Here is a 14,307-nt window from a genome sequence, read left to right as displayed (position 1 = left end):
AATTTCTCAAATTTTTAACGGGTAGATTGGTTGTTTTAAACAGACACCTTCAGCAACCGCCTGGATTACTGAAGGTGTTGGTGATTACAGCTCTACTTCTTCGATTTCAAAGTCGAAGGTTAGAGTGTCTTCTGAAGGTTTTGTTGGCGCTGGCGCAGGGGCTGCTTTCACTGGCGCCGGTTCTGGTGCTGTCGCAACAGAGTTACGCTGTGGTGCAGACGCAGTTTGTGCCTCCGCAACTTCGGTGTTTACTTGTTTATTCTCAGCTGGTTTCGTGTTCTGAGCGTTTGTATGAGCCGGTTGGCCTTGGCTAGCTAGTTTCAGTTGTTCTTGAGCCTGCTGATGTTGCTGTTTAAGTTGAGTCAACTGAAGAGCTGTTTGTTCATAATCAAGTTGAAGCTTGTTTCGTTCTGCGATTACTTGATCAAGCTTTTGTTTATGAGTTGCAGCTAACTGTTTTTTCTCTTCCTCAAACTTTGCTTGTGCAGCTTGAGTCGCTTTTGCAACAGCGTCTTGTTGTGCCTTTTCTTGATCTTGAAGAGCCTGGTAATGCTTGCCATTCAGCTGCTTTTTCAGTTCTTCAGCTTTCATGTCTGCAATCTTTTGAGCTTCGGCCTTAATCGTTGCTTCGTCTTTAGAGCTAACTTCCTGTTGAAGGCTCGATTTAAGATTGGTAACAAGATAGGAATACTTGCTCACTTGGTCTTCAAACAGCAGTTCAGAGTGGTCTTCTTTAAGCACATCCGGGAAGGCACGATCCATTGGTTTGCGATAGCGCAAGACAATGTGTTCCAAACCTTTGCTGGTGTTTTCGTCAATCCAGTTGATTTCTTTCAGAATGTTCTGAGCTCGTGTTAGGGCTTTTAACGCCTCTTTCTGTCTAAGTTCAATCGTATCCATTGCTCTCGGTGTTGCCTCAATGGTTTTCGACAGTGTTGTTAGACGCTTTTGAGCTTCGATATAGGTTACTGGAAGAGTACTTTCAGGTAATTCCTCAAGCTCTTTCTGTGGATTGTTGTAGTACTTTTCTTTGATGACAGAGACTTCGAAAGCTCGTAAGTCGTTCAGCACCTTCAAACGGTCATTTTCTAGCCCTTGAAATTGTCCAGCTTTTTCAACGTCTTTAAAAAGGCGTTTTACATCGGATTGTAGGCTTTTGTATTTGCTTTCAAATTTGCTGAGATCCAAATCTTCAATGTAGGTTTGGTTATCAATCACATCTTTAAGGTTAAGGGTGATGAGTTGCTTGGTTTTTTCAGATTTTTGTGTGTTCTGGTTTACCAGGTTTGCCTGTTCTTTTAATTCATCCAAGCTGTAGCCAGAAGCAAACAGACCAGATTTGTTTGGATTGAACTCTTTATGCATTTCCTTCAGTTTAGCTAGCTCTTTCTTAGCTTGAGGGAAGTAGATTTGAGAGTACAAGGATACCTGGTCATTCTCGGCCGTCTGAAAAGCCTTTTGAGCAGAAGAGACAAGAGTGCTTGCTTTATCTTGTGCTTGAGCAAGTTGAGCTTTCTCTGTGGCCGACATGGCGGAAACCGGCTTTGTTTGCTGGCTGCCACATCCTGTAACAGCTGCACCTATACACACTGAAAGCGCTAATGTGCGAAGTTTGGTTGTCTTTAAGTACATGATCTTTCCTGTAAATTACTGAGCCGGAATTTCAAGTGAAACGGTTTGCGTCGATGGAGATGAGCCTATTGGCGCAGCAATTAGGTTCTCTGGTTCACCATTTTTGAGTGCTGCAACTTCAGCATTCAAATCAAACGCAGGTAAATCGATCGTCGGGCGGCTAACGAATGCAAACGTAGCTGCTTTCTTGGCGGCGTTTAGTTCGTCGTCGCTCAATGTATAGCTGTTATTCGCAAAGTTCTGATAGCTTTTGTTTGCTCCGTATTTAGCAATCATGTCAGGTGTGAACCCCATGTATTTTTGAATTGCTTGGTTTGCTGAAGCAATTTCCTTGCTGCCACTTGCTGTTCTTGGTGCAAGGGCAATACATTGGGAGTAAGCATCTGCTGAAGCGTGATCAAGTTTTTGCTTTTCAAGAGCTTCACCTTGGTAACAGAAGCGTTTCCAGTTATGGCTTTCCAGGAACATTGCCATCTGCGTGCGAGCATGTTTAAACGCAGATTGCTCTTTCTGTTGGATCTCGTTGTCCAGATTTGGAACGTTCTTTTCGCCATTCTTAAGGCCGTTTACGTCCTCGCGTTCAACGTTCTTAAGGATTTGTCCGCTTTTCTCTACCGAAAGCTTCACTGGTTCCAGTTTGATGGTTTTTTTGTTGCGACGGTCATAGGCATATAGATCCGCAATCAACTCACCCTTAACAGAAACGGTGTATTCTTCGTAGCGATAACGAGAAATTTCTTTCTTTTCGATTTGTCTTGGAGTGTTTCTAAATTCCGCTCGTGCGTCATCACGACCAGTTACTGCATCTGTTAGGGCATTTGTACCCATACGACATCCAACACTTGCGGCAATATTTCCAAAAGGTCCTAGGGCAGCAGCAGCTCGTGAAGCTTCTCGTTTACAGGCATTGTATAGCTCCTCTGCTGCGTATTTTGCATCCTCGTATGCTTCTTCGGCACGTTCTTTCTTATCCTTCGCTCGATCCCATTCAGGGTTGTGCACCATATAACGTTTTGAAACGTACTTAGATGATTTGCGTTTAGGACGATCGCGACCTCTTTCTTCGAATTGGTACTTTTTAACGTCTAAATAGAAAAGTACTTCTGAGTGCTCAAAAGGAACAACTTCGCCATTAAACGCGTCACGACGTGAAATTCCTTTGCCTTGATTAGGAAGGTCGTAAGCATCGGCCGCTGCAACGTTATCAATACCTAAACGTGGGATACTTGAGAATATTTCTTCGTTCATCCAGTCGCGGAAATTTGGGTTTCTATTGGCAGCTTGGCCGCCAGTTGTGAAGAATACCGGTAATGCCTGCTTTTCTTTTGAAATTTGATTAGCTCGATAGGCCATGCGCTTGAAGGGTAGGGCTGCTTTATCAGAGAAGCCGTGAGCGCTGGTCAATAGTGCGGTAATGTTTGAAGAGTAGGCAAATGAATTCTTTGTATTCAATACGATTGCGCGTTCTGTTAGGTTGCGTGCAACTTGATCCTGAAGCTTGCTGATTGCAACGTTTACCTTGCTGGTTAACGGCGCGACTGGTTGGGCAATTGGCAATAATCCATGATAAATATCGAATGCTTTTGCTTTATCTTCAATTGACGCAGTAAGTGTTAATTGTTCTGCTCGTGCAAGGCCGCGATCAACTACTTTGGTGCGGATTGTGCCGATATGCTTTTTATAGAACTTGCTGCTTGGATGTGTTCTTTGAATTTCACCCAAGGACGCATAGGCATCTTCGAACTGGTTTTTGTTGATTTGTTGTTTGGCTGTAACCGCTAAAAGACCTGCACTGGCCTGGTGTGAATTTCTAATGATGGCTTGGGCTGCTTTAAAGTCTTTTGATGCTAGAGCAAAGGCGTCTTTAGAGACGTAAAACAAACCTCTGCCTTCGTAGAAGTTAATGGCCGTTTTTTCAATAGCTGCTTTCGCTTTGGCCGCTTTCTTCATGTACTGCGCATATTTATCGAAGGGTTTGTAAGCCTCATAAGCCTTTACTGGGCCTTCAGGCTTTGTCTTCATTAAGGCAACAGCTTCTTTTAAACCTTTAACCACGTCAGCCTGATTTTGCTCTTCTTCCATAAGAGCTTCTGCTGTACGTGCTTTTAGTTTTGTGAGAGTGTGCTGATACAGCTTTATTTTTGCTGTGTACTCCATCTCGTCGCTATTTGGAGGGAGAAGTAATTGACCAGGGCGAGCATTTGGTGCTTTAACCCCTGGATCCAGTGGTTCTAACACTACAGCTTTTTCTAATTCTTTCTTTGCATTGGCGTTAGCTGTTCGTGATTGCTTATACAAATCAATCTTTGTATCGATGTCTTCTTCCGGACGAGACTGTGCTTGCTCATACAGGGCAACGGCTTTATGTGAGTAAGCTTTTACAAGACCTTGTTTAATGTGGATGTTGTCTGGGGATTCCTTGTCGGCAGACAAGTAAGCACTGATGGCTTTATCGTATTGTTTTGCTGTGAAACTGGTCTCAGCGTCGTCGTATTGTTTAGGCAGTAAGAGTTTACAGCCTGTTACTAGTGTCGCTAGTAATAGGTATAGCAAAAGGTTTCGGGTGTGCTTCACCGAGGTTCTCCTTCGTTAGTTTCTTCTGTGCTCGCTTATTTGTATTGGTTTGGTGCGAGTTCTCGATCCATCAATTGTTTGAATTTTATCCACTGCATAAGTTTATCACGCTATCAGTAAACTTGTGTATCGAAAAAAAATGTGATTCGTAACAAATGGTTTCTGTATGAAATTTAACCAAAGGTGAGGTTCTTTCATCTGATGGTGATTTTCATTGTTCTGAAATGTGGAAATTTTGCGCAAATTCACACTATTTTCTCGTAAATTTTTACGAATTAATCATAATCCTGCAAATGAATTGTTATTAATATGAAAAAATATTCCGTGATTTTGCGTACTAAATGGTTTGCGTTTCTTATCCTACTACTTACTACCTTCTGAAACTTTAAGTCCTAAAAATTGATTATCTTGCCGCCTGTTTTCCTCTGGTTTTGCCGCTTCTCTTACCGCTAAAGTGGATGATCTTTTGTTGACTAATACCCCTAAATGCCAAAGGGTGATTAAATATTAGTCGTTTGAATAATAAGGAGTTTATTAAAACTGGTCTCTTTTATGCTGATTAGTACTGCTGAATATTATCTTGGCAAGCTATTGATTTAGATCAATTAATTTCGGCAAGAATTGCCGATAGAGCTTTCAAGACAAACATAAAGTCAAACAGAATTCAGCGTCGAAGGTAATGAACATGAGTGCTACAGCAGAACAAATTTTATACGGTAATGACTCGCCAAACATCATCGCAAAAGATTCCACGTGCAGAGTGAAACCTAATTCCAAAATTGACCGAAAGATCACAAATAAAATCGATAGCATCACCGGCATTCGTGAAGAGCAGAAGCAAATTGCACCACCTTGTCCTAAGTCGGTAAAAATTGAGCTGACGGCTCGTTGTAACTTTAACTGTGCATTCTGTGCGACGGGGTATAAGTTGCGTGATAAGCGCGATATGGATTGGGATTTCTACGTGAATTTGCTTGATCAGTGTAAAGAAGCCGGCGTAGAAGAAGTGGGTATGTTCTATTTGGGCGAGTCCTTCATGTTGCCTTGGCTGCCTAAAGCTATTGCGGCAGCGCGTGATAAAGGCTTCCCTTATATCTTCCTGACTACCAATGGTTCGCTCAGCACTCCGAAGAAAGTGAAAGAGTGTATGGACGCTGGTTTGAACTCTTTGAAATTTTCATTGAACTACGCGGATGAAGCTCAGTTCACTGAAGTAGCAAGAGTGAAAGGCAGCTTGTATCAGAAAATGTTGGATAACATCAAAGCGGCGTATGAAATTCGTCAAGAGGGCGGTTACGACTGCGGGCTGTATGCATCCTACATTCGTTATGACGGTGAGCAGGGTGAACGTATGATGGACGTTCTGGAAGATGTAAAACCGTATCTGGATGAAGTCTATGCCTTGCCTTTGTATTCTCAAGCCGATCTCACCGGACAAGAAAACCAGGATCGTGGTTGGGATGTGAAAGCTGGGAACCCTGGTCGTGCAGATAACATGCGTGCACCACTGCCATGTTGGGCGGTATTTACCGAAGCACGTGTTACCCATGATGGTTTCTTAAGTGCATGTTGTTTCGATCACTCTCGTGATTTCAATATGGCTAACTTAAATGAGGTAAGTTTCATGGAAGGCTGGCACAGTCAGGCATTCCAAGGCTTACGGGATGCACATTTGAGAATGGATGTACGTGGTACGGCGTGTGAGTCCTGTGCGGCGTATAACTGATTAGTTTCAGTTTTAAGAAGAGAAAAAGCCCGAACGCCATCGGGCTTTTCTTTGTCTGAGTTTCGGTATAATCCGGGATTACACAACGTCAGCAAGCAGTTCCTTGGGTGCCTTGTAAGGCTGCAACATGATCTTGAAGGCAATGACCATAAAAGACCATTTGATCACAGGAGCAAGAAGCGTTACAGCAATGAATATCCAAGCGTTGTAAAAGTAAATTTCTAAATAAAGCCAGCTAATTAAAACCGATATTAGCGAAGGTACAATCAATAAAAACAACATCCAGGGCAGTGGTTTCCAGCCTAAGTTTCTTAATCGTTTTACGGCATACCAAATGCTTAGAATTATTGCGCCAGCGCTGATGACCAGGTTAAGAATCATCATAGGTTCTTGGCTTCCATAACTGCCAAAGATTGCAAATAAAATGTTGATGACCAACATGATTACCATCACACCTACGTTAAGAATCAACATTTTATGCAGGAATGCGACAGGGGTAAGTTGCATATCGGGATTAAGATTCGGGTTCTGAGTAAATAAGTCGTGATTAGGATTACGCTCTTTTAATCCTGAACGGAAGAGCATAAAGAGAATCGGAAGTAGCCAAATGCCACTGATGATTGCCAGCCCAATCACTACTTCATCAGGAAAGCCGTATCCATAAAACTCTTTGATGCTCATTAAGACTACGCGTAGGCTGCCAATGGTCGCGATGAGAGAAATTAGCCCCAGAGGAACCCCCAACCAACGACCAAACGCACGCGCAGCTAATAAAACATGGAGCGCCAGAAAGATAGGATCTATCAAAAAGTCCATTCGAAGAAAGGCCCAATAAACACTGAGGATGGAAGCACGCTCTTCACCGAAGAAAAGGGTGTCAGGTGGTGGCATCAATAAGCCGTTATCGAGTAGAAAACAGGTTTGGAAGTAAATCAGTGCCATTAGGCCCAACAGATATCTGTCTCGATCCAATAACGTAGCATCCCGTTTGAATGCGCCTTCCCAGAATATTTCTTTCAATAATGTGAACATGCCTTCCTTGTCTCCTGGTCAACTATTTGCAGGTTTCGAAGGCCGCGAGTATATAGATCGGTGTCCACTAAAAATAGGAAACCAAACTATTTATATTGTTAAAAGACGTAAATAGTTGACTAAAGAGATAGCGAATGATGATGGAGAAATTGATTGCTATTCACTTTGATAGTATTGATGAATTAAAGGGGTTTTTGATTTGGCCGCACTTGTTAGTATAGCGAGTCGTTACGAAATTCATGGTTTCCTATCTTTGCCTTCTTATATGAATGGCTTCTGAAGTTTTTCATTTTTATCGTTAGATTCTTCTCTCTGTATCTAAAAAGGATTTTTGATTTATGAGTCAAAGCATTGCTACTCATTTTATTTCGGTTAACCCTCATGACTCGGCCAGCATTAAAAACGCGTTGGAACTTTATACCCAGCTGATTCGCAGTGGCGAAGCGTTTCGTCATACCTACTGCAAATACTATTTCAAATTTACTCAACCCGTGGATTGGGCCCAATACCCGAATCAGCCTTTGATTAAAGTGCTGATGGAAGAGGGCATACTCGAATACCCATACAAAGAGGAAACCCTGGCCAACATAGAGGATGTGTTTACCTCTGAAACCTTACTGGTGCTCCAAGCGATCCAACATGACGAACTCTACGATACCTTAGTGGCGTTGGCGGAAGTAATGCGTGATCGCGGTCGTTTGATGAATAATTGGTACAACTTGTTCATTGCGGAAAGTGAATTCTTTGGCCTATACAGCTTGTTTATTATTGCCTTGAAGTACCCGCAGATGGGCTATTTATTTACCGGGTTTATGCCAAGTGCCGATAAATACTTCCCGCCGAGTGTCCCTATGTTGGCAAATATTTGGGCAGCTCAAGTGGGGATCTGTGAAGACAGCATTAAGGCTTGGTGTTATTGCGACCACCCGGTGGTTCGCAACCTCATGTTTGCGTCGGGCATTGATGTTCATGATGAAGACTTGCACGAAGAGCCGATCAACGGTTTGTATGCCCATTTGTCAAAAGACGATGAGGCTATACATCAGCTGAAGGCCGTGTTGAATGAACGCTTTGTCAAACAAGGCTTTTTACCTTTTGAAGAGCACCTTGACCCGTACGATAACTGGGGCAAAGACATTCAACCTCAGACACAAGCCATCAAGCCGCTTCATTACTTCTACTACAGTCTGGTGGCTCGTGGTGTTCGTGAATTCGACGGCTCGGCGTATTCCTTCGATTTCCCATTCCTCAAAACATCGGTTTCAGAGTTTGCAGATCAGCATCAGCAGCAGTTAGAACATTATCTGGATGAGCCTCTGTCATCTCGCATTGATCCTTGGGCAGAACAACGCAAAAAGATTGTTTACCTCGCAAGCTATACCGGGTCTTACTGCTGGAGCGAACTGCTGGAACGAGGTCTCAGTAACGGTGAAGCGGTTTGGGAGTATGTGATCAAGGGTGAAAACCCTGAACTTCTTGATTCCATTCCCTCGGTTAATCTCTATAAGTTCAGTGAAGACAATTATGGCTTAGGTGAGTTGACGGACATGGCTGGCATTGAGTCTGCTGAAGACATGGATGCCAAACGCTTTGAGTTAGTCAAAGACTTAATCGACGACTATATGGATTGTCAGATACAGGAAGAACGAAGACCCGACACTGTATTGCGCTTCTTTGATGTGTATTTCCGTTTGTGTGGTGGTGAGCCATTATCCGATGACATTAAGACTCGATTGGTTGATGATTATGACGTGATTGATTCCGATGGCTTCGATGAACGTTTCCGTTGTGAAATCGAAGTGAATGAAGCGATGTCCTCGCTGCATGATTTACAAGAGCTGTTTGACGAACCGAATCAACAGAAACTCGATAAGGCTTATGAGCTGATTTGTGAGCATCGAAGGGGAGCGCTGGATTGGTTTGAAGATCTGGACGATGACAGAGAGCGTTATACCTTTAGCTGCCTGGTGATTGGCCGGGAAGGGGTAGAGCCAGAGGATGCCGATGAACTTCACGAAGAGTGCTTGGACTTTGTCGAAAATGATGTTGTCGATGCCTTGTTGGAGGAAATGGAAGGCAGAATCGCTACCAATTATCTCAGAGGCGAGAACGAGACGTTGTGTTATCAGCGCTGGGAAGACCTGAAATCCTTTGTGTATGGTAGAAATACTGCACTTACCGCTCAGCAAGCAGAAGCACAAATGAAACCCTTCTATTCGCCTGAACGCGAATTTATCTGGGACCTTCAGCTGCGTTTTGAAGGGGCGTTCCAGTTCGAGGATGAGTATTACTTGTTGACTGCATTTTGGCAGTTACTCGATCTACCGTTGAAATGCGCGCCTGCCTTGCAACGTGTTCTTGATTGTTTGATTGAGACAGAAGCGACTCATTTGGTCGAGGCGTTAAATGATTTTTATCTGGCCAAACCCGTTGTTGAGAGTGAAGATGAAGAGGATGATGATCTCGATGAGCCTTTCGATGTCGCGCTTCATCAAGACAATGAAAAGCAACTGTTGGCAATCATGGCCCGTCTGAACATTCCTGCCGCCAACTACTACGCTTGGGTGCTTGATAAGCGCAGAGATTGTTGGGCCTACTTCGCTGAACACTATGGTTTACCAGGGTATGAGACATTGTCCCTCGGCATCGACGAAAGTATGCACATTCTTGATCAGTACGATCGCGTCCGATTCTTGCGAGAATCTGAAGCATACGCTGAAGAGCGTGTAGAAGAGCAAGAGACTACGGAAGGTTCCTCCAGTCAACAGCAGCTTCAAACGGTGCGTCAACGTTTGCAGGAAGAATGTTTCTGGGCGCTGGGCCGGTGGTTGGAACGCAGCTTGGCCACACCAGAAAAGCGTTTGTATCAGCGTCTGACGAAAGAGCAGCAGATTGAAGCACAACATCAGGCCAGTGATATTACTGAGAATGCCAAAGCGTATCATGCGTTCATGGGCTCGTTGACGTTTGACTCATCGTTGGCGGACTTTTCACTCGAAGAAATGCATAAACACCTTTTGGATGAGAGCGTTTTTCTGAATCATCAATATTTTATGGTCCAGAAACAAAGTGCACAGAGATTGGCAGCAGAGGGGCAAGACTACCAAGTATTAACCAAACCCTGGTTGGTAGAAGCAATGCGAACAAGCTCGCCTTTGATCAACACGTATGAAGGTCTCTATCCAGGCCTTTATGCCATTGATGAGACGGTTGATCCGCAAGCCATTAAACAAATGCAGCAAGAGGTCGAAACCGGTGTATTCAAACAACAGGTCGCAGACGTTTTAGCCTTTATTCGTGGTGAAAAAACAGTAGCCAAAATTAAACCGGCGATTGAGCACGCCACATTCATGCCTTTAAATTATTTGCCTGAATATGGCGAGAACTATTCCGTTGAAAAACTGATGGAATATCTGAGTAATGAGCAAATGAAGCGATTGGAATGTTTGCTGCAGCAGGGAAGTAACCCTGGGTTGATGGCTCGGTTCAAGCGCTTGTTCCGTCGGTAGTTGATGGTGATTTAGAGCACGAAAGCCCAACACATGTTGGGCTTTTTAGTATTGTTTGATTAGGTATAGCTAATCATTACAGGGTTGTTTCGTGGTATTTGCATTCAGTTCTTTTTCGTATAGTCTTAAAGTATTAACTTTAAGGGTGGCTAATAGGCTTTAAGTTCTACAGGAACAGGGCCGTTCGTTGCTTTTCTGGAAATAACCAACGGATGGTCTTAGTTTGCGTGAAATCAGATTATCAAAAGATGAATACTCTGAGTGGGTATTAAGAAACGCCCTCTATTGGGTAAATGTTCCGTGGCAACTTGTGTCAGATGAGAGCAGTTGGATAGTTCTTATGGACGGCTCTAGTGAATCAATAGATAACCTGTATAAGTTATTAAATGACTATAAGCTTCGGGAGATGATTTCTTTAAGAACAGAGAACTTGCGATCTACTCTCATTTGCTCTGTGTTATCTGGGCTTCAGGAACGAATCTAATGCGATTGTTGCCCTTCAACTTTGATAGATTAACTGAATCAGAGGTAATAATAACCAATGTAGCTGGTTTTCATCGCTGCATATCTTCGGATGATTTGAGTACTCTTGTCTATGAGCCTTCTCTCTTGGATTGTGAAGCTAAAGAAGATCTTCAGAGTGGTCTATTTTTAGCCGAAGGTGCTGACAGTTCTGTGCTTAGCGCTTCTTTGGCTTCTGGATTATCAAAGCGGTTAATGGCTGAAATGACTTTTCAGCCTGTCTACATGATTATTCCGACTTTGAGGTGCGATCATACATGTAGCTACTGCCAAGTAAGTAGAGCATCAATTAATGCTAGTAATTATGATTTAGATAAGAGTCTTATTCCTCTCATAATGAGGAAAATTCGTTCTTTGTCTCAGCCTCCCTATAAGATTGAAATCCAAGGTGGCGAGCCTTTATTACGTTTTGATTTGATCCAGGCTATCTATGATGAAGCTGTAAAGGTTCTAGGTGATAGTTTTGAAATTGTCATTGCTACAAGCTTATCGTTGTTCAATGAAGAAGTTCTGGTGTGGTCTTCTGATAAGCCTATCAACTTTTCAACTTCACTTGATGGAAGTGGGTTAGTTCATGATGCTAACCGAATACTTCCGGGAACAAGCTCTTTTACTAAATTTTCTGATTCTTTTTGGTTGATAAAGGAAAGGCTTGGAGCGGATCGAGTTTCTTCTGTTACCACTGTCACTAGTGAGCTTATAGATAATCCCCATTCATTGATTAATGCTGCACTGGAGTTGGGCTTAAACGATTTATTTGTTCGACCTATTAGTCCTTATGGTTTTGCTGGCCATACTTTTGAATATTCCATTAGTGATTATATGCGTTTTTATTCAGAGCTTATGGCAAGTGTCATAGACCTGAACTTGTCTGGTAGACGCCTCACAGAACACTCGGCTGCTATTCATTTGAAGAGGATTTTTAATCCAGGCTTCTCACATTATGCAGACCTGAAGTCTCCTTCTGGTTTCTTATTTAATAGTCTTTTATTTAACTATGATGGAAAAGTGTATGGCAGCGATGAGGCAAGGATGCTTCAGCGGGTTGCTACAGATGTCGATTTATCATTTGGGCATGTAGAGACTTTAGATTTCACTGCTAATACAGTTGCTAAGCATGTAATGGAAAATGGCTTTAACTTGGTTCAGCCTGGGTGTGAAAGTTGTGCTTATCAGCCGTATTGTGGTGTTGATCCCATGCAAAATATTAGTTTATTCGGTGAACCCGTAGGGTTGAAGTCTAACTCCTTTTACTGCACATACCATAAGTCCATGTTTCGCTATTTATTTTCAAAATATTATAGCGATTGTACTTATAAGAATATGTTTGATAGGTGGACGGATGAGTAACCCTATCAGACGCGACTATTTTACTCTTCCTGCCGAATTAACCATTGATTCAGGGTTTTATCAGTTGATCAAAGAAGATCATTATCCTGAGCAACAGTTTCTTCCTCGTTTGTGCGTTCACAATACTTCTAATAATTGTGATGATGTTGGGGTATACGACTCTGAGCTGTACCAGGCTATTGAAAGTGGTGATATAGGCTTTGTTACTAGGTCTGGAAAAATCCGGGTGGCCTTAACCGCATTAGCAAATCACAACACTTTGCTTGTTACGGAACGCTGTGACAATCTATGTTTATTCTGCTCTCAGCCACCTAAAGACATTGACGATGAGTGGCTATTAATTCAATCAGCTATGGCAATTGCTGCTTTCACGACACGTGATGATATTGGTATTAGCGGTGGAGAACCTCTCTTATATGGAAACTCGTTTCTTAGGTTCCTAACATTTCTGAAAACTTATCGTCCTTCTGCACGATTACACATTTTAACTAATGGACGTGCGTTTAATGATGTTGAATTTGCCAAAAGCATTGCTCTTCTAACTCACGAAATGACAGTTACTTTTGGTATTCCCTTGTATTCCTCGCTGTCTTCTACACACGATAAATTAGTCGGCTCATCTGGTGCTTTTGTTGAGACTTTAGGCGGGTTGATCAATGCCGGGAATCTGGGAATTAATATTGAACTTCGTATTATTCCAACTCAGTTGAATCGTGCCGAATTGCATAAGGTGATTGAGTTGTGTTCGCGTTCTTTATCCAACGTTTCTCAAATTTCAATTATGAATATGGAACCTGTCGGGTGGGCGCGGAAAAATTGGCGAGACTTATATATTGATCCTAGTGAATATTGGGATGAATTACGTCTGGCTTCTGTTGCTGCTAGTCGGGCTGGTTTGCCTTTCTTTTTATTTAATTATCCCTTATGTCATCTTCCTGATGATATGAGAATGTTCAGTGTCAAATCGATCTCTGATTGGAAAAATGTTTATACAGAAGAATGTGAAGGTTGTTCTTTGATTGAGCAATGTGGTGGTTTCTTTGCTTCAGATAAAGAAAACTTCCGTTTAATCCCCAGGAGGATTCTATGAAAAAATGGAAGAAGATTAGTTTGTTACCTGGTTTCATCATTGCATCGGAAGTTGATGCCAATGCTTTCCCACTTGAGGATACCGAAAATCCGTTTAATGAAAGGGTTATCGCTCCTTTAAATGCAGAAACTCCCTTCTATATTGCAGGGCATAGAAGCCATAGCTCTCATAGTAGTCATAGTTCGCATAGATCATCTTCTGGCAGCAGTTATAAGAGAACTCCCACTTACTCGGCTCCTAGATATAACGCATCAGATTCTTTAGGTCAGCCCTCAAAACCTTCATATTCTCAGCCTGCAACTAAAGCAGCAGTTGACTATGAAGCTAGAGCCGCTTTGATAAAGCGAGTTCAATTGGGATTGAATATTGCTGGTTACTATGATGGAGCAATAGACGGTATTTTAGGGCCCAAAACACGAGAGGGGATTTTGCTGTATCGGATTGTTAAGGGCCTTGGAAGCAGTGATAAGATTGATGCAGATTTATTGAATGCTTTAGGAATTGTCGCGAAGTGATTTTAAAAATCTATCGAGTAACTGTGTTTGTTTTTTGTGTTTGCTGGCTAACGTTGAATATAGTTTTTCCTGTTGTAGGTTATGGGATCTACGGCAGTGAATACAAAGAGTTATCTTCAAAATGTGCTGATGCGATGGACGAGACTTGGTTTGTTGAACAATTAAAGGACGAACAGCTAAACGTGTCCTCAAAAATTCATCTCATGAATTGTCATGAATACGATAAAACAAGAAAGATTATGCTGTCCTTAGGGGTGTCCGAACACCTTCTTTCATACCTCAATTTAGAAGCACTTGAACTGAATCAGATTTCTGTAGACAGGTTTGTCGAACAGCACCGGTTTAATGAGAGATGAA

10 protein-coding genes are annotated in these 14,307 nt (G+C 42.5%); 7 read left to right on the top strand and 3 right to left on the bottom strand.

Annotated features, from left to right (window positions below; all coding sequences use genetic code 11):
* Nucleotides 1–84: 84 nt before the first annotated feature.
* Nucleotides 85–1,632 carry a hypothetical protein gene (locus tag QQL66_RS06250; RefSeq protein ID WP_284380054.1) on the bottom strand — a complete coding sequence of 516 codons (1,548 nt, stop codon included), beginning with the start codon at nucleotides 1,630–1,632 and terminating at the stop codon, nucleotides 85–87.
* 15 nt (nucleotides 1,633–1,647) lie between these two features.
* Complete coding sequence (locus QQL66_RS06245) at nucleotides 1,648–4,206, bottom strand: tetratricopeptide repeat protein (protein ID WP_284380052.1); 2,559 nt, start codon at nucleotides 4,204–4,206, stop codon at nucleotides 1,648–1,650.
* Nucleotides 4,207–4,891: 685 nt separating this feature from the next.
* On the opposite strand from QQL66_RS06245, the gene QQL66_RS06240 reads away from it, so the two are divergent.
* Nucleotides 4,892–5,932 (top strand): radical SAM/SPASM domain-containing protein, encoded by a 1,041-nt coding sequence (locus QQL66_RS06240; protein WP_284380049.1) that lies wholly within the window; start codon nucleotides 4,892–4,894, stop codon nucleotides 5,930–5,932.
* Between the two features lie 78 nt (nucleotides 5,933–6,010).
* Here the strand turns inward: QQL66_RS06240 and QQL66_RS06235 are convergent, their stop codons facing one another.
* Nucleotides 6,011–6,964, bottom strand: a complete 954-nt coding sequence (locus QQL66_RS06235; RefSeq protein WP_284380046.1) for a TMEM199/VMA12 family protein — start codon at nucleotides 6,962–6,964, stop codon at nucleotides 6,011–6,013.
* A gap of 338 nt (nucleotides 6,965–7,302) precedes the next feature.
* Here QQL66_RS06235 and QQL66_RS06230 point away from each other — a divergent pair, with 338 nt between their 5' ends.
* The 6 genes from QQL66_RS06230 (at nucleotide 7,303) to QQL66_RS06210 (ending at nucleotide 14,306) form a co-directional block, all read left to right on the top strand.
* On the top strand, nucleotides 7,303–10,473 hold the full coding sequence (locus tag QQL66_RS06230; RefSeq protein WP_284380043.1) for a hypothetical protein: 3,171 nt from the start codon (nucleotides 7,303–7,305) through the stop codon (nucleotides 10,471–10,473).
* Nucleotides 10,474–10,696: 223 nt separating this feature from the next.
* Nucleotides 10,697–10,957: a His-Xaa-Ser system protein HxsD gene (hxsD, locus tag QQL66_RS21225; RefSeq protein ID WP_431356892.1), complete on the top strand. Its 261-nt coding sequence runs from the start codon at nucleotides 10,697–10,699 to the stop codon at nucleotides 10,955–10,957.
* Nucleotides 10,957–12,345 carry a His-Xaa-Ser system radical SAM maturase HxsB gene (gene hxsB / locus QQL66_RS06225; protein ID WP_284380040.1) on the top strand — a complete coding sequence of 463 codons (1,389 nt, stop codon included), beginning with the start codon at nucleotides 10,957–10,959 and terminating at the stop codon, nucleotides 12,343–12,345. Before hxsD ends, hxsB begins: the two co-directional genes overlap by 1 nt.
* Nucleotides 12,338–13,435: a His-Xaa-Ser system radical SAM maturase HxsC gene (gene hxsC, locus QQL66_RS06220; RefSeq protein WP_284380038.1), complete on the top strand. Its 1,098-nt coding sequence runs from the start codon at nucleotides 12,338–12,340 to the stop codon at nucleotides 13,433–13,435. The genes hxsB and hxsC overlap by 8 nt, the downstream gene beginning before the upstream one ends.
* The gene (hxsA, locus tag QQL66_RS06215) at nucleotides 13,432–13,950 is read left to right on the top strand and encodes a His-Xaa-Ser repeat protein HxsA (protein ID WP_284380036.1); all 519 of its coding nucleotides are present in this window, start codon (nucleotides 13,432–13,434) and stop codon (nucleotides 13,948–13,950) included. Before hxsC ends, hxsA begins: the two co-directional genes overlap by 4 nt.
* Nucleotides 13,947–14,306 carry a TIGR03982 family His-Xaa-Ser system protein gene (locus tag QQL66_RS06210; RefSeq protein ID WP_284380034.1) on the top strand — a complete coding sequence of 120 codons (360 nt, stop codon included), beginning with the start codon at nucleotides 13,947–13,949 and terminating at the stop codon, nucleotides 14,304–14,306. Before hxsA ends, QQL66_RS06210 begins: the two co-directional genes overlap by 4 nt.
* The last annotated feature ends 1 nt before the right edge of the window (nucleotide 14,307 follow it).

The sequence above is a fragment of the Litoribrevibacter albus genome, assembly GCF_030159995.1.
Taxonomy (GTDB): Bacteria; Pseudomonadota; Gammaproteobacteria; order Pseudomonadales; family Litoribrevibacteraceae; genus Litoribrevibacter; species Litoribrevibacter albus.
Note: the sequence above shows the minus strand (reverse complement) of the source record. Positions and strands in the feature narration are given on the sequence as shown.